This is a genomic window from Streptomyces spongiicola (genome assembly GCF_003122365.1).
In the GTDB taxonomy this organism is placed as follows: domain Bacteria; phylum Actinomycetota; class Actinomycetes; order Streptomycetales; family Streptomycetaceae; genus Streptomyces; species Streptomyces spongiicola.
Genome location: NZ_CP029254.1, coordinates 5,640,112 through 5,663,084, shown reverse-complemented (window position 1 = coordinate 5,663,084; position 22,973 = coordinate 5,640,112). Strand labels below are relative to the sequence as shown.

At 71.8% G+C, this 22,973-nt stretch carries 25 protein-coding genes; 4 read left to right on the top strand and 21 right to left on the bottom strand.

Going from position 1 to position 22,973, the window contains the following annotated elements:
• Positions 1-47: 47 nt before the first annotated feature.
• From DDQ41_RS24750 to DDQ41_RS24720, 8 genes are all read right to left on the bottom strand, one after another.
• Positions 48-440 (bottom strand): type II toxin-antitoxin system death-on-curing family toxin, encoded by a 393-nt coding sequence (locus DDQ41_RS24750; RefSeq protein ID WP_109296454.1) that lies wholly within the window; start codon positions 438-440, stop codon positions 48-50.
• A complete protein-coding gene (locus DDQ41_RS24745; RefSeq protein ID WP_109296453.1) occupies positions 437-631 on the bottom strand; it encodes a ribbon-helix-helix protein, CopG family in 195 nt (64 codons plus the stop codon). The genes DDQ41_RS24750 and DDQ41_RS24745 overlap by 4 nt, the downstream gene beginning before the upstream one ends.
• A 197-nt stretch (positions 632-828) precedes the next feature.
• On the bottom strand, positions 829-969 hold the full coding sequence (locus tag DDQ41_RS31440) for a hypothetical protein (RefSeq protein ID WP_162602723.1): 141 nt from the start codon (positions 967-969) through the stop codon (positions 829-831).
• A 274-nt stretch (positions 970-1,243) separates the two neighbouring features.
• Positions 1,244-1,687 (bottom strand): PIN domain-containing protein, encoded by a 444-nt coding sequence (locus DDQ41_RS24740; protein ID WP_109296452.1) that lies wholly within the window; start codon positions 1,685-1,687, stop codon positions 1,244-1,246.
• Complete coding sequence (locus DDQ41_RS24735; RefSeq protein ID WP_109296451.1) at positions 1,684-1,944, bottom strand: ribbon-helix-helix domain-containing protein; 261 nt, start codon at positions 1,942-1,944, stop codon at positions 1,684-1,686. Before DDQ41_RS24735 ends, DDQ41_RS24740 begins: the two co-directional genes overlap by 4 nt.
• 9 nt (positions 1,945-1,953) lie before the next feature.
• On the bottom strand, positions 1,954-2,229 hold the full coding sequence (locus DDQ41_RS33100; RefSeq protein ID WP_109296450.1) for a transposase: 276 nt from the start codon (positions 2,227-2,229) through the stop codon (positions 1,954-1,956).
• Between the two features lie 209 nt (positions 2,230-2,438).
• A complete protein-coding gene (locus tag DDQ41_RS24725; RefSeq protein WP_109296449.1) occupies positions 2,439-3,767 on the bottom strand; it encodes a class I SAM-dependent RNA methyltransferase in 1,329 nt (442 codons plus the stop codon).
• Between the two features lie 200 nt (positions 3,768-3,967).
• Complete coding sequence (locus DDQ41_RS24720; RefSeq protein ID WP_109296448.1) at positions 3,968-6,016, bottom strand: APC family permease; 2,049 nt, start codon at positions 6,014-6,016, stop codon at positions 3,968-3,970.
• Between the two features lie 293 nt (positions 6,017-6,309).
• On the opposite strand from DDQ41_RS24720, the gene DDQ41_RS24715 reads away from it, so the two are divergent.
• Positions 6,310-6,978 carry a potassium channel family protein gene (locus tag DDQ41_RS24715; RefSeq protein ID WP_109296447.1) on the top strand — a complete coding sequence of 223 codons (669 nt, stop codon included), beginning with the start codon at positions 6,310-6,312 and terminating at the stop codon, positions 6,976-6,978.
• On the top strand, positions 6,978-7,661 hold the full coding sequence (locus DDQ41_RS24710; RefSeq protein WP_109296446.1) for a potassium channel family protein: 684 nt from the start codon (positions 6,978-6,980) through the stop codon (positions 7,659-7,661). The genes DDQ41_RS24715 and DDQ41_RS24710 overlap by 1 nt, the downstream gene beginning before the upstream one ends.
• A 228-nt stretch (positions 7,662-7,889) precedes the next feature.
• On the opposite strand, the gene DDQ41_RS24705 is transcribed toward DDQ41_RS24710, so the two are convergent.
• From DDQ41_RS24705 to DDQ41_RS24675, 7 genes are all read right to left on the bottom strand, one after another.
• Positions 7,890-8,633, bottom strand: coding sequence for a DUF3159 domain-containing protein (locus DDQ41_RS24705; protein ID WP_109296445.1), 744 nt, complete (start codon positions 8,631-8,633; stop codon positions 7,890-7,892).
• A 3-nt stretch (positions 8,634-8,636) separates the two neighbouring features.
• Complete coding sequence (locus DDQ41_RS24700) at positions 8,637-9,044, bottom strand: OB-fold nucleic acid binding domain-containing protein (RefSeq protein WP_109296444.1); 408 nt, start codon at positions 9,042-9,044, stop codon at positions 8,637-8,639.
• Positions 9,045-9,394: 350 nt separating this feature from the next.
• On the bottom strand, positions 9,395-10,081 hold the full coding sequence (locus DDQ41_RS24695; protein WP_109296443.1) for a response regulator: 687 nt from the start codon (positions 10,079-10,081) through the stop codon (positions 9,395-9,397).
• A 56-nt stretch (positions 10,082-10,137) separates the two neighbouring features.
• Entirely contained in the window at positions 10,138-12,681 is a 2,544-nt protein-coding gene (locus DDQ41_RS24690) for a sensor histidine kinase (protein ID WP_109296442.1), read from the bottom strand.
• Between the two features lie 406 nt (positions 12,682-13,087).
• Positions 13,088-13,864: a DUF3710 domain-containing protein gene (locus tag DDQ41_RS24685; protein WP_109296441.1), complete on the bottom strand. Its 777-nt coding sequence runs from the start codon at positions 13,862-13,864 to the stop codon at positions 13,088-13,090.
• 1 nt (position 13,865) lies between these two features.
• Positions 13,866-14,387, bottom strand: coding sequence for a dUTP diphosphatase (gene dut / locus DDQ41_RS24680; protein ID WP_018888424.1), 522 nt, complete (start codon positions 14,385-14,387; stop codon positions 13,866-13,868).
• Positions 14,387-14,962, bottom strand: a complete 576-nt coding sequence (locus DDQ41_RS24675; protein WP_109296440.1) for a PaaI family thioesterase — start codon at positions 14,960-14,962, stop codon at positions 14,387-14,389. Before DDQ41_RS24675 ends, dut begins: the two co-directional genes overlap by 1 nt.
• A gap of 58 nt (positions 14,963-15,020) precedes the next feature.
• On the opposite strand from DDQ41_RS24675, the gene DDQ41_RS24670 reads away from it, so the two are divergent.
• Complete coding sequence (locus DDQ41_RS24670) at positions 15,021-15,503, top strand: DUF3093 domain-containing protein (RefSeq protein ID WP_109296439.1); 483 nt, start codon at positions 15,021-15,023, stop codon at positions 15,501-15,503.
• A gap of 422 nt (positions 15,504-15,925) precedes the next feature.
• Here DDQ41_RS24670 and DDQ41_RS24665 read toward each other — a convergent pair whose 3' ends face one another.
• From DDQ41_RS24665 to DDQ41_RS24650, 4 genes are all read right to left on the bottom strand, one after another.
• On the bottom strand, positions 15,926-16,903 hold the full coding sequence (locus tag DDQ41_RS24665; protein ID WP_109296438.1) for a hypothetical protein: 978 nt from the start codon (positions 16,901-16,903) through the stop codon (positions 15,926-15,928).
• 13 nt (positions 16,904-16,916) lie between these two features.
• Entirely contained in the window at positions 16,917-17,213 is a 297-nt protein-coding gene (locus tag DDQ41_RS24660) for a DUF4193 domain-containing protein (RefSeq protein ID WP_017946571.1), read from the bottom strand.
• 421 nt (positions 17,214-17,634) lie between these two features.
• On the bottom strand, positions 17,635-18,879 hold the full coding sequence (locus tag DDQ41_RS24655) for a sensor histidine kinase (RefSeq protein ID WP_109296437.1): 1,245 nt from the start codon (positions 18,877-18,879) through the stop codon (positions 17,635-17,637).
• A 2-nt stretch (positions 18,880-18,881) separates the two neighbouring features.
• Positions 18,882-19,535: a response regulator transcription factor gene (locus DDQ41_RS24650; RefSeq protein ID WP_109296436.1), complete on the bottom strand. Its 654-nt coding sequence runs from the start codon at positions 19,533-19,535 to the stop codon at positions 18,882-18,884.
• A 348-nt stretch (positions 19,536-19,883) separates the two neighbouring features.
• Between DDQ41_RS24650 and DDQ41_RS31760 the strand changes: the two genes are divergently transcribed.
• Positions 19,884-20,057, top strand: coding sequence for a hypothetical protein (locus DDQ41_RS31760; protein WP_018888420.1), 174 nt, complete (start codon positions 19,884-19,886; stop codon positions 20,055-20,057).
• Between the two features lie 714 nt (positions 20,058-20,771).
• Here the strand turns inward: DDQ41_RS31760 and DDQ41_RS24645 are convergent.
• Positions 20,772-21,596: an inositol monophosphatase family protein gene (locus DDQ41_RS24645; RefSeq protein WP_109296435.1), complete on the bottom strand. Its 825-nt coding sequence runs from the start codon at positions 21,594-21,596 to the stop codon at positions 20,772-20,774.
• 224 nt (positions 21,597-21,820) lie between these two features.
• A complete protein-coding gene (locus tag DDQ41_RS24635; RefSeq protein WP_109296433.1) occupies positions 21,821-22,963 on the bottom strand; it encodes a ferrochelatase in 1,143 nt (380 codons plus the stop codon).
• Positions 22,964-22,973 lie beyond the last annotated feature (10 nt).

The window sequence follows — 22,973 nt, the reverse complement described above, 5'->3', positions numbered from 1 at the left end:
AACGGCGGATCTGATGATCAAGGAGACGCCGTTGATTAGACACTCCCTCAGGAAACGGGGAACCAGACCGACAGACGCTTGGCGATGGCCGGTGCATCGATGTTGTCCTGCGCGACTTCCTCGACGAACGGGCCGGCAATGGAGACGGGCGGCGGGGCGGTACTGGCGCTGACGCCGTTGAGCCGCAGGAAGACACGCATGGCAAGCCAGGCGGTGCGCTTGTTGCCGTCGATCAGCGCGTGATTACGGGCGACGGAGTGCAGCAGTGCCGCCGCCTTCTCATGCAGCGTGGGATACAGCTCGGCCCCGAACACGTTCATCCGGGGCCGTTCGATCGCTGACACCAAAAGTCCCATGTCACGCACGCTGTGTTCGGTATCGGTGACCATACGAGCGATGGCCAGGATCTCGTCGATCTGGACATAGCGGATGTCGGTCATTTCAGGTAGTCCAGGATCTCCGCATCACTGTCCATGAGTTCGGCCAGAACGTCATCGACCTTCAGCTCGGCCCGATCCTGGGCTTCACGGATGGCCTCAATGGCAAGTTCCTGCTTGCTTCGGCACTCCCGACGAGCTCGCTCGGTGAGCTTCGCGTCAAGGTCGTCGGGGAGTCGGAGTGTCATCGCCATACAGGAATGATACCGGGCTGGTATCTGGGTGGCGAGGTGATACCAGCCACTCAAGACCTCAGACCGCGACGGCGTCAGCGGAGCCTGGGTTCCGCTGAGGTGCGGGCGCTCTAGTCGGTGAATCATGGCGTTGACCTGCGGAAATGCCTGTTCACCCAGGGACGGGGCGTGCCACGAGGCGGAGGGAAACGTGCTGGTCAGGGGCTTGGGGTGGCTTCGAAGACGCGGGGCGGCTCGGTCAGTCCGAGGGCGGTCAGGATCTGCTTCTGCGTGGTGGTGGTCTCGGTGCGCTGCCTCAGCCCTCTGGAAGGCGCGGCCTGAACGACCAGAGCCAGCACACCCGGCGACCAGCACGGCCGCCGGGCACCCAACCCTGCCCGCCCCACCCTGACCTGCTGCCTGTTTCCGTGTCAGAGGCCCTTCTCGGCAGGCTCCAGGATCGCCACTCACTCCACGTGGTGCGTCATCGAAAAGACGTCAGTCGGAACCGCATCCGGGAAACTGCAGGTCAGATAGGCCTTCCCGCCTCATCGGAGAGTCCACGCGCGCCGCGAGCGTCATGCGAGCGTCACGACCAACGGAATCTGACGACACAGCCGGACAGATCCAACATCAGATCGGAAGGTCGTCGGGCAGCACCCGGAACGCCTTGTGCCGGCCCAACGGGCGCACAGCCCGGAAATCGCGACGGTCGAGCGTGAGTACCGCGTCGGTGTCGTACTCAGCGGCAAGGGCCACGTTCACCGCATCCGCGAGGTCCAGGTCCAAGTCGCGACAGCGGGCGCGCACCGACTGGGCGACACCCAGGTGATCCTCCGTGATCTCGGGCAGAACGACGCGGCCTCGGCGCACCCAGTGGCGGATGTCGTCGACCGCGCTGAGGGCCGCTTCACGACCGAGCTCGCGCGTGGCGACGTGGTCGATCTCCGCGAGCAGCAGCGGGGACATCACCAGGAGCCCGGCAACCATGATGGCTTCGTTCGACGCCTGGTGCTCGGGGTGGCCGGAGTCGAGCGCCGCAAGCAGCCCGGAGGTGTCCGCGATGACGACGATCACGCAGCGGTCCCGGTCCCGGTCTCGCGGCGCACCGCGTCGGCGACAGCGTCACGCACGTCAGGCTTACCGGGAGTGCGTCCCGCTCCCCGGAAGGTGCGGGAGAAGAGAGGCTCGTCCCATACACGGTTGGCCATGGCCGCGAGATGGATGCCCTGGCGGATGATCTCGGCCTCGCTGATACCGCGCCGCTTCGCAGCCTCTTTGATGATCGCGAGGTCTTCCGGATCGGCGTAGACATTAGTGCGCTTCATCGACATGTACCAAGACTAGCGTATGTACCACAATGATGTATGTCTATTGCGCCCGAGCGCTCCATGAGCGATGCATCCCGATCGTGCAGCAGAACCGGCCCCCCGCCTGACGCATCCAATGCCGCAGCACCCGGCCGGCGCCGAGCGCAAGAACCTGCGCAGCCCTTCCGGACTCACGCCAGGATCCCTCGCCACCTCGGTGACCGTCTTCTCCGAGGACAACGCCAAGGCGACCGCGTCCCGCTTGAACTCGGCCGTGTACCGCTTACTCGTATTGCTCTTCTTGCTCACTACCTGTGACTGTTTCCTCCGGGACTGTCCGTCCCAGTAGCAAGCCGTCCAGCCGACGGGGGGACTTCATCACTGCGATCCCCCCGTTCCCTGGTCGAAACCGCAGGTCAGAAGTTTTTGCCCGACAAGCGACGCACGTTCACGTCGTATGCCCATGGAAACATGTGGGCGCGACCCACCCGAAACTGTACGATCAGCAAACTAGCAGGTCAGCGGCCCTTTTCAGCAGGCTCAAGGATCGCCACGCACTCCACGTGCGAGGTCATCGGGAACAGGTCGAACGCCCGCAGCGTCCGTACCCGGTAGCCGTTCTCGCGGAAGTACCCCAGGTCGCGCGCCAGGGCCGACGGGTCGCACGCGACGTAGGCGATGCGGCGGGCGCCCAGGCCGGAGACGTGCGCGACCGTGGACTTGCCGGCGCCCGCGCGGGGCGGGTCGAGGACGACGAGGTCGGCCTCGGTGATGCCGGTGCGGGGCAGCACGGACTCGACCTTGCCCTGCTCGATGCGGACCCGCGGCAGGTCCTGGAGGTTGTGGCGGGCGTCCTCCGCCGCGCGCTTGCCGGACTCGATGCCGAGCACCGCGCCCCCTTCCCCCACCCGCTGGGCGATGGCCCCCGCGAACAGGCCCACGCCGCAGTAGAGATCGAGCGCCGTCTCGCCCCTGCGGGGCATGAGTCCCTGCATCACGGCCTCCACCAGGGTCTGCGCCGCCTTCGGGTGGACCTGCCAGAAGCCGCCCGTTCCGACGCGGTAGGTGCGGTCGTCGGCGCGTTCGCGGACGAAGGGGCGGCCGTGGACGCGGTGCACACTGCCGTCGCCCTCGTGGACGCGCAGGACCGACACCGGCCTGTCGAGCTCCACGATCGGCAGCCGTGCGCCGGGCCTCGGGGTGAGGACCACCTGCCGGTCCCGGGAGCCCGTCGCGGCGATGGCCTCGATCGCGGACATGCCCTTCCAGTTCCGCTTCTCCACGCCGAGTTCGCTGACCCCGGGCGCCGCGATCATGCAGTGCTCGACCGGCTCCACCTCGTGGGAGCGGTGCCGGCGCAGCCCGGCGCGGCCCTGGTCGTCGACGGCGTACTGGACGCGGGTGCGCCAGGCCGGGACCTCGCCGGCGGGCAGCTTGTCGCCGTCCGCCGGCATCACGGTGCCGTCCCAGCCGGCCTCCTCCGGGGTCAGTCCCGCGAGCCGCTTCAGCTGCTCCGCGACGACCTCGCCCTTGAGGCGACGCTGCGCGCCGGGCTTGGCGTGCTGCCAGTCGCAGCCCCCGCACCGTCCGGGCCCCGCGTACGGGCACGGAGCCTCGACGCGGTCCTTGGACGCCTCGAGGACGCGCACGGCGTCGGCGCGCAGATAGCGGGAGCCCTCCTCGCCGTCGGTGATCCGGGCGACGACCTTCTCCCCGGGGAGCGCGTGCCGGACGAAGAGGACCCGGCCGGCGTCGGTGCGGGCGACGCAGTGACCGCCGTGCGCGACGGGGCCGACCTCGACCTCGTACTCCTGCCCGACGAGCGGGACATCGGAAGCGTTCGGCATGGCGGGGTGACTCCAAGGGGACGGGATCCGGGGGGACGGGATCCGGGGGGACGGGATCCGGGGGGACGGGATCCGGGGACGGGGAATCCGGGGGTGCGGGAGAGGCTGCCGCCGGTCCGCGGGCGGCAGCCGCCCAGTCTACGCGGGCGGCGGGGTGCCCCGGCCCGTGCCGGCGGGTGCCCGCCCGCGCGGCGCGGTCCTCAGGTCCTGCCGCTGGGCTCCTTCGTCTGCTCGCTCACCGGTCCGCGCCGCACCGATCCGGGGGCGTTCCAGTCCTGGCGCCTCCTGGCCCGCTTCCCGGCCAGTTCGGAGGACTGGAGCTGGTAGGGGACCGAGGTGACCATGACGCCCGGGGTGAACAGCAGCCGGCCCTTGAGGCGCAGGGCGCTCTGGTTGTGCAGCACGTGCTCCCACCAGTGGCCGACCACGTACTCGGGAATGATCACGCTGACGGCGTCGCGGGGGCTCTCCCGCCGCAGGCTCCTCACGTACTCGACGATGGGCCGGGTGATCTCCCGGTAGGGCGAGTGGAGGATCTTCAGCGGGATGTTGATGCCGCGCCGGTCCCACTCCACCTTGAGGGCCGCGGTCTCCACCGGGTCGACGTCGATGCTGAGCGCCTCCAGCCTGTCGGAGCGCATGAGCTTGGCGTAGGCGAGGGCCCGCAGGGTCGGCCGGTGCACCTTGGAGACCAGCACGATGGAGTGGACACGGGAGGGGCGCACGGTGTCGTCGGTGGGCTCGTCGGGCGCGGCGATCTCCTCCGACACCCGGTCGTAGTGGCGCCGGATCGCCGACATCGTCACGTAGAAGATCACCATGCCCAGCAGCGCCACCCACGCGCCGTGAGTGAACTTGGTGACGAGGACGACGACCAGGACGAGACCGGTGAAGAACGCGCCGAAGGCGTTGATCGCCCGCGAGCGGATCATACGGCGGCGGGCGGCCTGGTCCCGCTCCGTCTTCAGATGGCGGTTCCAGTGCCGGACCATGCCGGTCTGGCTGAGGGTGAAGGAGACGAAGACGCCGACGATGTAGAGCTGGATCAGCTTCGTCGAGTCGGCGTCGTAGACCCAGACCAGCAGCATGGCAGCGCCGGCGAGCAGCACGATGCCGTTGGAGAAGGCGAGCCGGTCCCCGCGGGTGTGCAGCTGGCGCGGCAGGTACCGGTCCTGGGCGAGGATCGAGCCGAGCAGCGGGAAGCCGTTGTACGCGGTGTTGGCCGCCAGGAAGAGGACGAGCGCGGTGGCCGCGGCGAGGAGCACGAAGAAGAACGACTGCTCGCCGAAGACGGCCGCCGCCACCTGCGAGATGACGGGGTCCTGGACGTAGTCGGGGCCGACCGGCTGTCCGTCGAGGGTCAGGTCCTGGGCCGGGTTCTCGGCCATCCTGACGTTGCTGGCCATGGCCAGGCCGATGATTCCGCAGAACATGGTGACCGCCAGCAGGCCCATCAGCAGCAGCGTCGTGGCGGCGTTCCGGCTCTTGGGCTTGCGGAAGGCGGGCACCCCGTTGCTGATGGCCTCGACGCCGGTGAGCGCGGCGCAGCCGGAGGAGAAGGCGCGCAGCAGCAGGAAGACCATGGCGAGACCGGCCAGGCCCTGCTGCTCCGGTTCGATGTCGAACTCGGCGGTGGGTGCGCGCATGGTGTCGTCGAGGGCGAGGCCCTTGAAGGCGCCCCAGGCGATCATGGTGAAGACACTGAAGACGAAGACGTAGGTGGGGATCGCGAAGAGCTTCCCGGACTCCCGCACTCCGCGCAGGTTCATCAGCGTCAGCAGCAGGATGATGGCGACCGCGCTGAGCACCTTGTGCTCGATCACGAAGTGGACCGCCGAGCCGAGGTTCTCCACTCCGGAGGAGATCGACACGGCCACGGTGAGGACGTAGTCGACGAGGAGGGCGCTCGCGACGGTGAGGCCGGCGCGCGGGCCGAGGTTGGTGTTGGCCACCTCGTAGTCGCCGCCGCCGCTCGGGTACGCGTGGACGTTCTGCCGGTAGGACGCGACGACGGTGAACATCAGGACCACGACGGCGGCCGCGATCCAGGGGCTGTACTGGTAGGCCGACACACCCGCGATCGACAGGACGAGCAGCACTTCGCCCGGCGCGTACGCAACGGAGGACAGCGGGTCGGAGGCGAAGACGGGGAGGGCGACGCGCTTCGGCAGGAGCGTCTCGCCCAGCCTGTCGCTTCGCAGCGCCCGGCCGATCAGGATCCGTTTGGGCAGGTCGGTCAGTTTGGACACGGAGAGGATCGTAAGGGGTTCCTTCCGGCCAGGCCCAGCAGTGGGGCCCTCCGCCATGCGATCGCCTCCCGGCGGCCACGCTGCGGCAACGGCCCCTCCACCGAGCGCTATGCCGCCCGCCCTACCCGCGGTATCGGCACCGCGGATGAGGGCAACGCGGGCGCCGCGGCATAAGCTCGTCTGGGGCGGCAATCGCACGCTGCGCCCCGTCGTTGCCCGGCAGAGCCGGGAGAGAAGAGTGAGCAGGGTGTTTGCACAGGTCATCGGGATGACCAGGACTGCGGGGTAGCTGGGTGCACATCGTGATCATGGGCTGCGGGCGCGTGGGAGCGGCGCTGGCGCAGACCCTGGAGCGACAGGGGCACACGGTCGCCGTCGTCGACCAGGACCCCACCGCCTTCCGCCGTCTGGGCTCCGGGTTCGGCGGCCGCCGGGTCACCGGCGTCGGCTTCGACCAGGACACGCTCCGCGAGGCGGGCATCGAGGAGGCCGGCGCGTTCGCGGCGGTCAGCAGCGGCGACAACTCCAACATCATCGCCGCCCGGGTGGCGCGAGAGATGTTCGACATCGAGAACGTCGCCGCCCGTATCTACGACCCGCGGCGCGCCGAGGTCTACCAGCGGCTGGGGATTCCCACGGTGGCGACGGTCCGCTGGACCGCGGACCAGATGCTCCGGCGGCTGCTGCCCTCCGGGGCCGAGGCGCTGTGGCGGGACCCGAGCGGCGGTGTCCAGCTCGCCGAGGTGCACACCTCCCCCGCCTGGATCGGGCACAAGGTGAGCCGGCTCCAGGAGGAGACCGGTGTGCGGGTCGCGTTCCTCACCCGTATGGGCGAGGCGGTGCTGCCGACCTCCCAGACCGTGCTTCAGGAAGGCGATCTGGTGCACGTGATGATGCGCACGGACGAGATCGAGAAGATCGAGGCGGCGTTCGCCCAGGGTCCCGAGGGGAGCGGTCACTGATGCGGGTCGCGATCGCCGGCGCAGGCGCGGTGGGCCGTTCCATCGCGGGAGAACTGCTGGAGAACGGGCACGAGGTGCTCCTGGTCGACAAGGCGCCCACCGCCATCTCCGTGGAACGGGTGCCGCAGGCGGAGTGGCTGCTTGCCGACGCCTGCGAGATCACGTCGCTGGACGAGGCGGCGCTGCAGCGCTGCAACGTGGTGATCGCGGCGACGGGTGACGACAAGGTGAACCTGGTCGTCTCCCTGCTCGCGAAGACCGAGTACGGCGTGCCGCGCGTGGTGGCCCGGGTGAACAACCCGAAGAACGAGTGGCTGTTCAACGAGTCCTGGGGCGTCGACGTGGCGGTGTCCACACCGCGGCTGATGTCGGCGCTGGTCGAGGAGGCCGTGAGCGTCGGCGACCTGGTGCGGCTGCTGCGCTTCAGCCACGGCGACGCCAATCTCGTCGAGCTGACCCTGCCCCCGGAGTCCGCGCTGGCGGGCACGCAGGTGGGCGATGTGGCCTGGCCCGAGGACACCTCGCTGGTGACGATCATCCGGGGGCCCCGGGTGCTCACCCCGCACAACGAGGAGACGCTGGAACCGGGCGACGAACTCCTCTTCGTGGCCGCCCAGGCGCGCGAGGAGCAGTTGGAGGACCTGCTCTCGGTCCGCCGCGAGGGCCCGACGGCCACGGGCTGACCGCGCACACGGGCCGACGGCACGCAGGCCGACGGCACGCGGATCGCCGGGGCGCGGATCGGCGGGCGGGGCCGGGTGTCCGGTCCGTCCGGCGAAGCGCTGCGGGCAGGCATCCCGCCGCCCGTCCCACGGGCCGGCGGCGGGAGCGGCGGCCGGGTGGCCCCTCGGCGGCCGGCTCCCCGAGGGTGCGCCCCCTGACTACCGGACGGCCGGACTGCCGGACGGCTGCTACGCCTCGCCCTCGCGGGCCGCGGCCGCCCTGCGGGCCTCCTCGGCGCGCTCCTGCTCCTCCATCTCGGCGAAGACGTCGATGGGCGGTGGAGCCTTGGCCAGGAAGACCCAGGTCAGATAGACCGCCAGCAGGAACGGCGGAAGCTTGAGCGCCACCAGGACCCAGCCGAGCTGCGTCGTGTCGGCCCACCAGTACAGCGGGAAGAGGATCGCGCACTTGGCGAGCAGGATCAGGCCCCAGGCCCAGCTCGCCTTGGCGTAGGCCTTCTTGCGGCCGGGGTTGCGGGTGCGCCAGGAGAGGTTCTCCTTGAACACCGGTCCGAGGATGAGGCCGATCAGGGGGACGCCCGCCAGCGTCGTGATGATGTACGCGAGGGCCAGTCCCAGGGTGTACAGCATGCCCGGCAGGTAGAAGTCCTTCGCGTTGCCGGTCATCATGGCGAAGACGACACCGAAGGCCACGCCGAAGACGCCGCTGAAGGCGTGCTTCACGGTGTCCCGGCGGACCAGCCGCACGGCGACCAGCGCCAGCGACAGCCCGAGGGCCGCGATGGCCGAGATGTGCAGGTCCTTGTTGACCGTGTAGATCGTGACGAAGAGCAGTCCGGGCAGGATCGTCTCGACCGTGCCCCGGATACCGCCGAAGGCCTCGAACAGGGCCGCCTCGGTGACGGCCTTGGCGTGCCGGCCGTGGCCGTCGTCGCCCTGTTCCTGCGTGGTCGGCTTGTCGAGGGACGTCACCGGCTACTCCTGTCCGAGCGGTCGGAGCTCGTATTTGGGATTGAACAGCACCCGCCGGCCCTGGCTCATGGAGATCCGGCCGGAGGCGATCATCTTGCGGCCCGGCTCTATGCCCACGATGGAGCGCCGGCCCAGCCACACCACGTCCAAGGCCGCGGAACCGTCGAAGAGTTCCGCCTCCAGGGCCGGGACTCCGGCCCGCGGACGCAGGGTGACCGTGCGCAAGGTACCAGTCACCTTCACGATCTGCCGGTCGCCGCAGTCGCAGATGGGTGTGCATCCGGACGCCTGCGCGTCCTCCTTGAGTTCTGCGGACTCGAGTTCCTGCTGGGAACTGGACAGCCGGTCGAGCATCCGCCGGAAGCGGCCCGCCGGCTTCCCCTCGTTCCCGGAGCTGGGTACGGCACTCATGAGGAAAGCCTACCGGGGCGGTGTACGGGCACCGTCAGGAGACGAGTGGAACGGAGCCCGCACGGAATCGACCGGAGCCGATCCAGGCCGAACGGAGCGGACCGGAGCCGACCGGAACCGATCGGGGCAGGACGGGGCAGGACGGGGCCGGCCGGGTACCGAGGAGTACGGACGGGCGCGGAGGAGTACGCAGGGGCGCAGGGGAGCAGAGAAGCAGGGAGGCGTACGGAGGGAGGAGGGAGGAGGGAGGCGTACGGACTGAGTGGGGACGGGGCACCGGGGGGTACGTCGGAGTAACCCGGAGTAACGAGGAGTGCGAATCAGCCCGGGCCGCCGGCCGCCGGTCCCGGTCAGCGCTCGAACCGGTAGCCCATGCCCGGCTCGGTGACGAAGTGCCGGGGGTGCGAGGGGTCCGCCTCCAGCTTGCGGCGCAGCTGGGCCATGTAGACCCGCAGGTAGTTGGTCTCCGTTCCGTACGAGGGCCCCCACACCTCCTGGAGCAGCTGCTTCTGGCTGACCAGACGACCGGTGTTGCGGACGAGGACCTCCAGCAGATGCCACTCGGTCGGGGTGAGCCGGACGTCCCTGCCGTCCCGGTTGACCTTCTTCGCCGCGAGATCGACGGTGAAGCCCCGGGTCTCCACGATCACGATCCCGCCCTCGTCGCCGCCTGCGGGCTCGGCACGGCGCACCGCGGCCCGCAGCCGGGCAAGCAGCTCGTCCATGCCGAACGGCTTGGTGACGTAGTCGTCGGCGCCGGCGTCGAGCGCCTCGACCTTCTCGTCGGAGGTGTGCCGGGCGGACAGGACCAGGATCGGCACGCGCGTCCAGCCCCGCAGCCCCCTGATCACCTCGACGCCGTCCATGTCCGGCAGCCCGAGGTCGAGGACGACGACGTCGGGGTGCCGCGCCGCGGCGAGCCGCAGTGCGGTCGCGCCGTCAGGGGCCGCGTCGACCTCGTAGCTGCGCGCCTTCAGGTTGATCACGAGGGCGCGTACGATCTGCGGCTCGTCGTCGACCACGAGCACTCGGGTCATGAGTGCCTTCCTTCCGTCTCTCGTCCGTCGTCGGGGGTGGTGTGCGCGGGGCGTGGTCAGCCGGCGACCCGCGCCGGGACCGCGGGGTCCGGGGCGGCGGCGCCGGAGGCCGCCTGCAGGGTGAGGACCATCGTCAGCCCGCCGCCGGGGGTGTCCTCCGCGGACAGTGTGCCGCCCATCGCCTCGGCGAAGCCGCGTGCCACGGCCAGGCCGAGGCCCACGCCCGCGCCGCGCGGTGCGTCCCCGTAGCGCTGAAACGGCTCGAAGATGCGGTCCTTGGCCTCGTCGGGGACGCCACGGCCGCGGTCGGCGACGCGCACCTCGACCCGGCCGCCGTGGGCGCTCGCGGAGACCATGACGGGGGTGGTGTCGGGGCTGTACTTCACGGCGTTCTCCACGATGTTGGCGACGGCCCGCTCCAGCAGGCCCTTGTCCACGCCCACCATCGGCAGGGTCTCGGGGATGTCCAGCTGCACGCTGCCGTCCGGAACGCCCACCAGGGCCATCGGGACGACCTCGTCCAGGTCGATGCGGCGGACGAGCGGGGTGACGGTGCCGGTCTGGAGCCGGGACATGTCGAGCAGATTGCCGACGAGGTGGTCCAGCCGGTCGGCGCCCGCCTCGATCCCCGCGAGCAGTTCGGCCCGGTCCTCCTCGGACCACTCGACGTCGTCGGAGCGCAGCGAGGTGACGGCCGCCTTGATCCCGGCGAGCGGGGTGCGCAGATCATGGCTGACGGCGGCTAGCAGCGCGGTGCGGATGCGGTTGCCCTCGGCGAGTTTCCGGCCCTCCTCGGCCCGGTCCACGAGCCGCTGCCGGTCCAGGACGACGGCCGCCTGGACGGCGAAGGCGCCCAGGACGCGCCGGTCCTCGGCGGGGAGGAAGCGGCCCGACAGCGCCAGGGCCATGTTCTCGCCGACGGGCATGTCCACGTCCGCGTCCTCGGGACGGCCGACCGGACGCGGTCCGACGCTGCCCGCGCAGGTCCAGGGGTCGACGTCGCTCTGGCGTTCCAGCAGGGCCACCGACTCCATGCCGAACGTCTCGCGGACCCGTTCCAGCAGTGCGCCTAGGGCGGTCTCGCCGCGCAGCACGCTGCCCGCGAGGAACGACAGGATCTCGGACTCGGCTCGCAGCCGGGCCGCCTGCTGCGTCCGCCGGGCGGCGACGTCGACGACCGAGGCGACGGCGACGGCGACCCCGAAGAAGACCGCGATGGCCACGATGTTCTCGGGATCGGAGATCGTGAACCGGTGCAGGGGCGCCGCGAAGAAGTAGTTCAGCAGCAGTGAGCCGAAGGCGGCGGACGCGAGGGCCGGCAGCAGGCCGCCGAGCAGCGCCGCGGTCACGGTCAGCGACAGGAACAGCAGCATGTCGTTGGTCAGACCGAGGTTCGGGCCGACGTTGGTCGGCAGCAGCGTGAGCAGCACCGGGCCGGCGATACCCACCAGCCAGCCCGTGATGCTCCGCGAGCGGCCGAGCCGCGCGCCGCGGGCCACCGGCAGTCCGCGCCCCTTCGCGGCCTCCTCGTGGGTGACGATGTGGACGTCCAGGTCGGGACCGGACTCACGGGCGACGGTGGCGCCCACTCCGGGGCCGAAGACGTACTGCCAGGCCTTGCGGCGGGAGGAGCCGAGCACGATCTGGGTGGCGTTGACCCCGCGGGCGAACTCCAGCAGCGCGGAGGGGATGTCGTCGCCGACGACATGGTGGAAGGTGCCGCCCAGGTCCTCGACGAGGGTGCGCTGGAGTGCCAGCTCCTTGGGGGACGCGGAGGTCAGTCCGTCGCTGCGGGGGATGTAGACGGCGAGCACCTCGCCGCCGGCGCCCTTCTCCGCGAGGCGGACGGCGCGGCGGATCAGGGTGCGTCCCTCGGGGCCGCCGGTGAGGCCGACGACGATGCGCTCGCGGGCCTGCCAGGTGGTGCGGATGTCGTGCTCGCCCCGGTACTGCCGGAGGTACTCGTCGACGCGGTCGGCGACCCACAGCAGGGCGAGTTCGCGCAGGGCGGTCAGGTTGCCGGGGCGGAAGTAGTTGGACAGGGCCGCGTCGACCTTGTCGGGCTGGTAGACGTTGCCGTGCGCCATACGGCGCCGGAGCGCCTGCGGCGACATGTCGACCAGCTCGATCTGGTCGGCGCGGCGGACGACCTCGTCGGGGACGGTCTCCCGCTGGCGGACGCCGGTTATCGACTCCACGACGTCGCCGAGCGACTCCAGGTGCTGGATGTTGACGGTCGAGATCACGTCGACACCGGCGGCGAGGAGTTCCTCGACGTCCTGCCAGCGCCCGGCGTTGCGTGAGCCGGGCACATTGGTGTGGGCCAGTTCGTCCACGAGCGCGACGGCGGGCCGGCGGGCCAGCACGGCGTCCACGTCCATCTCGCCGAAGACGGCTTCCCGGTAGGCCAGTTCGCGCCGGGGGACCTGTTCCAGACCGTGCAGCATGGCCTCGGTCCGCGGCCGGCCGTGGTGCTCCACCAGGCCGACGACGCAGTCCGTACCCCGCTCGACGCGTCGGTGCGCCTCGGAGAGCATCGCGTAGGTCTTGCCCACGCCCGGTGCGGCCCCGAGATAGATGCGTAGCTTGCCGCGCGCCATGGCCTCATCGTCCTTCACCGGCAGCCGGGCGACGGCTGCTGCGCCCGCCGTGGACGCCCTGTCGAAGCTACCTCCAGGAAACCGGGCAGACTCAGACCGCGTGCCCCGGCCGGGGGCCGTATTGACGCGATCCTGACGAGCGGGCATCACCGTCCCACCACGGCCCGTCCCCGCCCCAGGACCGGCGCCGCTACCCCGTCCCCACCCCGGGCGCCGCCCCGGGACCCCGCGCCGCCACCCCGCCCCCGGCGCGGGCGCCGTCCCGGGCGGCTGGTCCGCCCGGAGCCCGGGCACGGCCGTCCTCCGGGCACCTACCGGAGGACCGGGGAACGCCGGTGGGCCGCACCCCACCCGGGTGCGGCCCACCGCGCGGCTCCACGGCGCCCCGCCGTGGATACGTCCGCGTTCAGCGCACCTCGGTGATCTCCGGGCCGCGCTGCAACTGCCCCATGCCGCCGGAGAACCGGGACGTCTCCTGCTCCTCCTGCTGTACGCCCTCGGGCACCATCTGCGCGTCGTTCGGCAGCTTCAGCACGATCGGGTCGCGGGGCGCCATCGGTCCCTCGCCCCGGACCACCACCGTGTCCCGGAAGATCTGCTCCAGCAGACCGGCGGCCTGCGGCTGCACCGCGCCCTGGCCGGAGATCACTCCGCGCAGGAACCAGCGCGGTCCGTCCACACCGACGAAGCGCACCAGCTGTACGCCGCCGGTGCCGTCGGGCAGCTGTACGGGGACCTGGGCCCGCAGTTCCCAGCCCAGGGTGCCCTCGACCTCGTCGATGACGCCGCCCTGCTGGGTGATGCCGGAGGCGATCTCCTCCCGGACCTCGCCCCAGATGCCCTCCTTCTTGGGGGCGGCGAAGGCCTGCAACTGGATCGCGCTGTCGCGCAGCACGATCGTCGCGGCCACGATCGCGTCACCGGCGACCTCCACGCGCAGTTCCATGCCCTCGACCCCGGGCACATGCAGTCCGCCCAGGTCCACGCGCCCCTCCTCGGGTCGTGAGACCTCGGAGACGTCCCAGGGGCCGTCGGGCCGCGGCGCCGGCGGGAGGTTCGTCCGGCGGGGCTCGTCCCGTTCCGCCGCGTCGCCCGTGTCGGGCTCGTCGGCGACCTGCTCGGCCTCGCCCGCCACGTCCGCCGACTCGTCAGCGGGACTGCTCTTCTTGCGACGTCCGAACACGTCACTGTCCTTCCCGGTCGGATACGACCGAAGCGTATCGATTCCCACCCTGTGAGCCGCCCGATCCGCCCACGGCGGCATGACCGCCGGTGGACCCGAAGCCCCCCTCGGCCCGCGCCGAGCCGGGAAGCTCCGCCACCTCGTGGAAGCGCACCTTCTCGACCTGCTGGACGACCAGTTGTGCGATCCGGTCGAACCGCTCGAACCGCACACTCTCGCGCGGGTCCAGGTTGACCACGATCACCTTGATCTCCCCACGGTACCCGGCATCCACCGTCCCCGGGGCATTCACGAGCGCCAGTCCGCAGCGAGCCGCCAGGCCCGATCGGGGGTGGACGAACGCCGCGTACCCGTCCGGCAGCGCGATGGACACCCCGGTCGGGAGAACGGTGCGCTCGCCTGGTGCCAGCTCGGCGGCCCGGGTGGTCACCAGATCGACACCCGCGTCACCCGGATGTCCGTACTGCGGGATCGGCACCTCCGGGTCCACCCGCCGGATCAGTACGTCCACGGGTTGCCGCATCAGGGGTTCACCTCGAAGGCGCGGGCGCGCCTGGCCTGGTCGGGGTCGGCCATGGCCGCCCGGATCTCCTCCGGGCGGCCGTTGTCGATGAAGTGGTCGACCTTCACTTCGATGAAGAGGGCCTCGGCACGGACGGCGACGGGGCCCTCCGGGCCGCCTATCCGCCCGGTGGCCCGGGAGTAGATCTTGCGGCCGGCGACCGCGGTCACCTCGGCCTCCAGGAAGAGCGCCGTGTCCACCGGCACCGGCCGGACGAAGTCGGTCTCCAGCCGTCCGGTCACCGCGATCACCCGGAGCAGCCAGTTGAGGGAGCCGAGCGTCTCGTCGAGCGCGGTGGCCAGGACGCCGCCGTGGGCGAGACCCGGTGCCCCCTGGTGGGCGGCTGACACCGTGAACTCGGCGGTGAGACTGACGCCCTCGCCGGCCCGTGCCTCCAGGTGCAGCCCGTGGGGCTGCCCGCCGCCGCAGCCGAAGCAGTAGTCGTAGTGCGCGCCGAGGAGCTCGCCGGGGGCGGGCGCGTCGGGGTGCCGTACCGGCGCCGCGGCGTCGGCGGGAGGGGTCAGTGCAGTACTCACAGGCGCAGACCTTACCCGCGCGGCAACCTGGCGGTCGCGCCGTGCCAAGCTTGGATCCATGCAGCCCTCCCCCGCCGAGCCCGGCATCCCCGCCGCGCCCCGTTTCGACGAGCGCCTCACCGTCCCCCGAGCCTGGTGGCTGATCACCGCTCTGGTGGCGGTCTCCGGTGGTCTGGTCCTTCTGCCGCTGGGGCCGGTTCCGATGCTGGGCGGGCTGATCGCGGCGGGCGCGGTGGCGGCGGCCGGGGTGAGTTCGTACGGCTCCGCCCGGATCCGGGTGGTGGCGGACTCGCTGGTGGCGGGCGATGCCCGGATCCCCGTACCGGCGCTCGGCGAGCCCGAGGTGCTGGACGCGCAGGAGGCGCGCGCATGGCGCTCGTACAAGGCGGATCCGCGCGCGTTCATGCTGCTGCGCAGCTATGTGCCGACGGCGGTACGCGTGCCGGTCACGGATCCGCAGGACCCGACACCGTACCTGTATCTGTCGACACGGGACCCGCGGGGCCTGGTCGCCGCGCTGGAGGCGGCCCGGGGCGGCTGATACGCGGCGGGGAACCGGCCGGAGCGGCAGGCGCCCCCGCCCCGGGTCGCGCACGGGGGCAGCTTCGGCGCGACCGCATGGACGGCCTTCGTCGACCCCACCCCGGGTCGCGCACGGGGGCAGCGCCGGGCTCCGTCGCCGCGGGGCTGGACGGCGCCCCGCCCAGTGCCGCCCACGGGGCGGCAGCGGCCGGACGCTGCGGCCGGCCCGGACGGGAGCCACCGCGGACGGGAGCCGCCGCGGGCGGGACCCTGCGGGCCATGGGCGCCCGGGCGCCCGGGCGCGTGCGTCCCCGTGTCCGGATTGCTCGCTTTGCTCGCGCGCGTGCACACGCGCGAGCAGGCACACGGGCGCACGCGCGTGCGAGCAGGCACACGGGCGCGCATGCGCGGCTTCAGCGGAGTCGGCCGAGTCGGCCGGAGTCAGCGGTCGAGCTCACGGCGGAGTTCGACGGGGATGGTGTGCGGCAGCTCCCCGGGCTGTTCCAGCCGGGGCTGCGGGGGAAGTGCGTCCCAGGGGACCTGCCGGGCACGCAGGTCCTTGCGAATGCGCTCGGCGAGCTTTCTGGTGTCGCGCCGGTTCATCACGGCACCGACGGCGGCACCGATCATGAACGGCATCAGGTTCGGCAGATTGCGGACCGTGCGCTTCATGATCTGCTGCCGGAGTTCGCGCTTCATCCGGCCGCCCAGGGCGACGTCGATGGTCGACGGGTCGGAGACGTCGATGCCGCGCTCCTGCGACCAGCTGCCGAGGTAGGCGGCGGAGCGCTCCGTGAGGTTGCCGGGCGGTCGCCGTCCGTAGACCTCGTGCAGCTCGGCGATGAGCTTGAGCTCGATCGCGGCGACACCGATGATCTCCGTCGCCAGCTCGGCCGGGAGTGCGGGCGGTACGGGCATCATGGCTGCGGCACCGATCCCGGCGCCCACGGTCGATGTGCCGTTGGCCGCGCCCGCGACCAGTCTGTCCGCGATCTGCTCCGGGCCGAGGCCCGGGAACTGCGCCCGCAGGGTGGTCAGATCGCGGACGGGGATCCGCGGCGCGTACTCGATGAGCCGGTCGGCGACGAATCCCAGCGCGGCCTTCGCGGCCTCGCCGCTCCTGCGCACGGCTGCCCCGCCGCCCCTGCGGACTCCCTGCCTGACGGCGTCCAGGCGCCGGGCCCTGGTCGGGGGCCCCTCCTGGGGTGCGGCCTCGAGCGGGGCCGGTCTGCCCCGCCCGTCGTCACGCTCGTCCGGGTGGGGCGGATGGGGCGGATGGGGCGGGTGGGGAGTGTCGCCCCGCCCGTCCGAAGGCGCCCCGGTGTCCTGCGGGCCCGTACCGCCCGGATGCGGATCGGGGCGGCCCTTCCGGCCGAAGCGCCGCTTCGCCGGCCGGTCCGCCGGTCGGTCGCCTGCCACGGCCGGCCGGGCCTCAGTCGCAGTCGCGGCAGATCGGCTGGCCGTTCTTCTCGCGGGCCAGCTGGCTGCGGTGGTGGACCAGGAAGCAGCTCATGCAGGTGAACTCGTCCGCCTGCTTGGGCAGCACCCGGACCGCCAGCTCCTCGTTCGAGAGGTCCGCTCCGGGCAGCTCGAGGCCCTCGGCGGCCTCGAACTCGTCGACGTCGACCGTGGAGGTCGTCTTGTCGTTCCGGCGCGCCTTCAGTTCTTCGAGGCTGTCGGAATCGATGTCGTCGTCGGTCTTGCGTGGGGTGTCGTAATCCGTTGCCATGTCGCTCTCCCCCTCTGGGTGTTTGCGGTGTCTCCAGCGCACGTAACGCGTGAGAGGCCGGACTTGTGCCCGACCTGAGGCGGAGATTTTGCCTCACATCAAGGTCTGTTACTCAATCGACACCCAATCCGACCCCTCATGAGTGATCAGCTTGGATGGCGATCAGGACCGTACACGGTCCTAATGTCGCACTTCACGGGTGCCACCCCGTGTACTTCCCGTCATTCCGACCCCCGGAAACCCGGACTTTCCCGGCGTTCCAGGGGTTCTTCGACGACGGAGCGTACATGGCCGGAAATTCGCCCATGTGATCGATCACACAGTCGACCTGCGAGTCCGGACCCCGGGAATTCAGCGCAAAGCGAACAGGGACGTCTCCCGGGGACCCTCGGCGCCTCCGGGCGAGGGCCAGGAGCCCGCGTCAGAGCGCCAGGGTGACGCGCATGACGAGACCACCGCCCTCGCGCGGCTCCGCGATGATACGGCCCCCGTGGGCCCTCGCGACCGACCGCGCGATCGACAGGCCGAGTCCCACCCCCCGGTCACTGCCGGTGCGCTCCTGGCGGAGGCGCCGGAACGGCTCGAAGAGGTTGTCGATCTCGTAGCCGGGCACCACCGGACCGGTGTTGGCGACCACCAGCACCGCCAGACCGTGCTCGACCCCGGTGGTGACCTCCACCCAGCCGCCGTCCGCGATGTTGTAGCGCACCGCGTTCTGCACCAGGTTCAGCGCGATCCGCTCCAGCAGGACGCCGTTGCCCTGGACGACTGCGGGCGCGCGCGCCCCTCGGATCTCGACGCCCCCGGCCTCCGCCTCCGCCCTCGTCTGGTCCACGGCGCGGCCGGCCACCTCGGCGAGGTCGACTGGCTTGCGCTCGACGATCTGGTTCTCGCTGCGGGCGAGCAGCAGCAGTCCCTCCACCAGCTGCTCGCTGCGCTCGTTGGTCGCGAGCAGGGTCTTCCCCAGCTGCCGGAGCTCGGCCGGGGCGCCCGGGTCCGAGAGGTGCACCTCCAGCAGGGTCCGGTTGATCGCCAGCGGCGTGCGCAGCTCGTGCGAGGCGTTGGCGACGAACCGCTGCTGGGCGGAGAAGGCCCTCTCCAGTCGCTCCAGCATCTCGTCGAACGTGTCGGCCAGCTCCTTCAGCTCGTCGTCCGGGCCGTCAAGCTCGATACGCCGCGAGAGGTCGGTGCCGACGACCCGGCGAGCTGTGCGGGTGATCTTGCCGAGGGGCGACAGCACGCGGCCGGCCATGGCGTAGCCGAACGCGAACGCGATCACGCTGAGACCCAGCAGCGCGAAGAGGGAACGGGTCAGCAGCTCGTCGAGGGCGCGCTGACGCTGCTCCGCGATGCACAGCTTCAGCGCGGCGTTGCGCTCCGAGTTGTCGACCAGGTCGTTGATGCGGGGGCATGTGGGGCTGGTGATCGTGACGTTCGCGCCCGGCGCGGCGCCGACCTCGACGGACTGCCGGATTCCGTCGTGCAGCGCCTGCGCGGCCAGCAGGTAGATGATCGACAGCAGCAGGATGCCCGCGATCAGGAACATCCCGCCGTAGAGCAGGGTGAGCCTTATCCGGATGGTGGGGCGCAGCAGGGGCCCGCCGGGCTCTCTCGGGTCCCAGGTGGGCTTGGGTGGCGCGGTGGGGGGCGCGGGTGCGGTCGCCACGGTCAGATCCGGTAGCCGGAGCCCGGGACGGTGACGATCACCGGGGGCTCGCCGAGCTTGCGGCGCAGGGTCATCACCGTGACCCGGACGACGTTCGTGAACGGGTCGGTGTTCTCGTCCCAGGCCTTCTCCAGCAGCTGCTCGGCCGAGACGACCGCGCCCTCGCTGCGCATCAGGACCTCCAGCACGGCGAACTCCTTGGGGGCGAGCTGGATCTCCCGGCCCTCGCGGAAGACCTCGCGGCGGTTGGGGTCGAGCTTGATCCCCGCTCGCTCCAGGACGGGAGGCAGCGGCACGGTGGTGCGCCGGCCCAGCGCGCGCACGCGCGCGGTGAGCTCGGTGAAGGCGAAGGGCTTGGGCAGGTAGTCGTCCGCGCCGAGTTCCAGGCCCTCCACGCGGTCGCTGACGTCGCCGGACGCGGTGAGCATCAGGACGCGGGTGGGGATGCCGAGTTCGACGATCCTGCGGCAGACGTCGTCGCCGTGCACGAGCGGGAGATCACGGTCGAGGACGACCACGTCGTAGTCGTTGACCCCGATGCGTTCCAGTGCCGCGGCGCCGTCGTACACGACGTCGACCGCCATGGCCTCCCGGCGCAGTCCGGTGGCCACCGCATCGGCGAGCAGCTGCTCGTCCTCGACGACGAGTACGCGCACGGAGCTGGTCCTTCCTCTGTGACTGCCCTGTCCATTCCAGGGCAGGTCGACGGCGACCCTGGCGGGCCGACGGTCGAATGACGGTTCGCTGTTGCCTCCATCCTGCCCCTTACACGCGTAAACCGGCGGTAAGACGGAGGAGGCGCACCCCGGCGGCAGCGGGAGTGCACCGGGAATTCACGGGATAGGCGACGGAGTTCAGGTTTCCCCGGGGACGGCCGTGGGGAGGACGAGTGCACACCCCGCGATCACGCCGTGTATGTGGCATGCCACACCCCGTCTCTCTGTCCCCCAGAGGGTGCGCGTGATCCACCACCCGCCACCGACCCACGACGAGGGGGCGCAACCATGGACGCATTCACCGCAGGTCTTCTGCAGCGCATCAAGACCACGGAGACCGACCTCACGCGGGCCCGCGAGGACGGCGACGACTTCCTGGCGGAGGTCGAGCAGGCCGAGCTCGAGGACCTGCACCGTCTCGCGGCGGAGCACGGCGTGAAGGTCGGCGCCGTCGGCGTCTGACCGGCCGGCGGGGGCCCGGTGCCGCAGTGCGGTGCCGGGCCCTCGCGCATGCGTGGCGGCGGGTGCGCCCCGAGCGCCCGGTCCGACGGGTGCGGACCGGGCGCTCGCGCATCGGTGGCGGCGGCTGCACACAGCGGGAGCAGAACGGGTCGCCGATGAGCCGGGCCCTCGCGGGTGGGCGCCGGGTGGGCGCCGGGGAGCGGCCATGGCGGCCTTGGCGGTGCGGGCCCTCGCTCGTACCTGGCGGCGAGCTGATCCGCGAGACCACCGACCGCAACGGCAACCGGGCCCTCCAGGGTCCGTGGCAGCGGGCGCCGGCATCGGACTGGGCCTCGAGGCAGGCGCCGGGCCCTCGCGGGTGGGCGCCGGGTGGGCGCCGGGGAGCGGCCATGGCGGCCTTGGCGGTGCGGGCCCTCGCTCGTACCTGGCGGCGAGCTGATCCGCGAGACCACCGACCGCAACGGCAACCGGGCCCTCCAGGGTCCGTGGCGGCGGGCGCCGGCATCGGACTGGGCTTCGAGGCGGGCGCCGGGCCCTCGCGGGTGCGCGGCGGCGCAGGCGCTGTCCGGGTCCTCTCGCTTCCCGCGGGCGCCGGTCCCTCGCGGGTGCGTGGCGGCGCGGGCCGCGGAGACGACTCGCCGGATTCACCGGGCCGGGCGCGGTCCCTCACGGGTGCGCGGCGGGTGGGTGCCGGGGAGCGGCCGCCCGGTGTGCTCAGTCGTGCCAGGCCCCCAGGTCGTCGAGCAGCCGCTGGAGGGGCGCGAAGACTCCGGGCGACGCCGCCACTGCCAGGTCCCGGGACGGCGGCTCACCCGGGCGGGATCCGGTGAGAGCACCCGCCTCGCGGGCGATGAGGTCCCCCGCGGCGAGGTCCCAGGGGTGGAGGCCCCGCTCGTAGTAGCCGTCCAGACGGCCGGCGGCGACGTCGCAGAGGTCCACCGCCGCGGAGCCGCCGCGCCGGATGTCGCGGAGCCGCGGGATCAGCAGCCGGGCCACTTCCGCCTGGTGACGGCGTACGGGCTCGACGTAGTTGAAGCCGGTGGAGACCAGTGCCTGCTCCAGCGGCGGGGCGGGCCGGCAGCGGAGCGGGCGGTCGCCGCAGTAGGCGCCGCCCCCGCGCACGGCCCGGTACGTCTCGCCGCGCATCGGCACCTCGACGACCCCGGCGACGGTCTCGCCGTCCCGCTCGGCCGCGATGGAGACGGCCCACGTCGGCAGGCCGTAGAGGTAGTTCACGGTGCCGTCGAGCGGGTCCACGATCCAGCGGACCCCGCTCGTGCCCGCCGTCGAGGCCCCCTCCTCGCCGAGGAAGCCGTCGTCCGGCCGGGCTTCGGCGAGGAAGCCGGTGATCAGCTTCTCCGCCGCGATGTCCATCTCGGTCACGACGTCGATCGGGCTGGACTTGGTCGCGGCCACGGCGAGGTCCTCGGGTCTCCCGTCCCTCAGCAGCTCGCCCGCCCGGCGCGCGGCCTCCAGCGCCAGGGACAGCAGTTCGTCGGGGAGGGGGTCGGAGAGCGGGGCGGGCAGGGGATCGGTCACGGAGTGGCTCCCGGGTGCGTGGCTGTGTCGTGTACCGGGGCCCGTGCCGCCCTCGCGGCACGCGCCCCTCATTCAGACCTCGGACAGGCCGCCCTCGGACAGGCCGTCCTCAGGCAGGCCGTCCTCAGGCAGGCCGCCCTCAGGCAGGCCGTCATACGCGGATCGCCGTACGCGGGCCGTCCGCACATGGCGGCGGCCCTCCGGCACGTACACCCGCGCGCCGGTCAGGCGAACGGGCTGTCCGCGCCGGCCGCCGCCGGGCGCTCGGACCTGGCGGGGCAGCATCCGATCGGGCACAGGTCGTGGGACGGCCCGAGCTCCCCGAGGGCGCACCGCTTCACCGCCTCCCCCCGCTCGGTCGCCGCACGCTCCAGAAGCAGGTCGCGGATCGCGGCGGCGAAGCGCGGATCCGCACCCACGGTCGCCGACCGGCGGACCGGGAGCCCCAGCTCCGCCGCCTTGGCGGTGGCCTCCGTGTCCAGGTCGTACAGGACCTCCATGTGGTCCGAGACGAAACCGATCGGCACCATCACGGCCGCGGGCACCCCCGCGCCGTGCAGATCCTCCAGGTGGTCGCAGATGTCCGGTTCCAGCCAGGGGATGTGCGGGGCGCCGCTGCGCGACTGGTACACGAGGCGCCACGGGTGGGCGACGCCGGTCTCCTCCCGGACCGCGTCCACGATCACCCGCGCCACGTCGAGGTGCTGCTTCACGTACGCCCCGCCTCCGCCGTGCTCGGCGACCGGGCCCGAACCGTCCGCGGCCGCGTCCGGGATGGAGTGGGTGGTGAACGCCAGATGCGCGTCGGCCCGCACGTCCTCGGGCAGGTCGGCGAGGGAGGCGAGCACACCCTCCACCATGGGGCCGATGAAACCGGGGTGGTTGAAGTAGTGCCTCAGTTTGTCGACACGCGGCAGCGGCAGCCCTTCGGCCTCCAGTGCGGAGAGGGCGTCCGCGAGGTTCTCCCGGTACTGGCGGCAGCCCGAGTACGAGGCGTACGCGCTGGTGGCGAGCACCGCGACCCGGCGGCGCCCGTCCAGGACCATCTCGCGGAGGGTGTCGGTCAGATACGGCGCCCAGTTCCGGTTGCCCCAGTAGACGGGCAGATCGGCTCCGGCGCCGGCGAGGTCCTCGCGCAGCGCCTCCAGCAGGGCCCGGTTCTGGGCGTTGATCGGGCTGACTCCGCCGAAGAGGAAGTAGTGCCGACCGACTTCCTTCAGGCGTTCCCTGGGGATGCCCCGGCCACGCGTCACGTTCTCCAGGAAGGGGACCACGTCGTCCGGCCCCTCGGGGCCGCCGAAGGAGAGCAGCAGCAGGGCGTCGTAGGGGGCGGGGTCGCGCAGGGCGGGAGCGTGCTGTTCGGCCATGATGCGATCC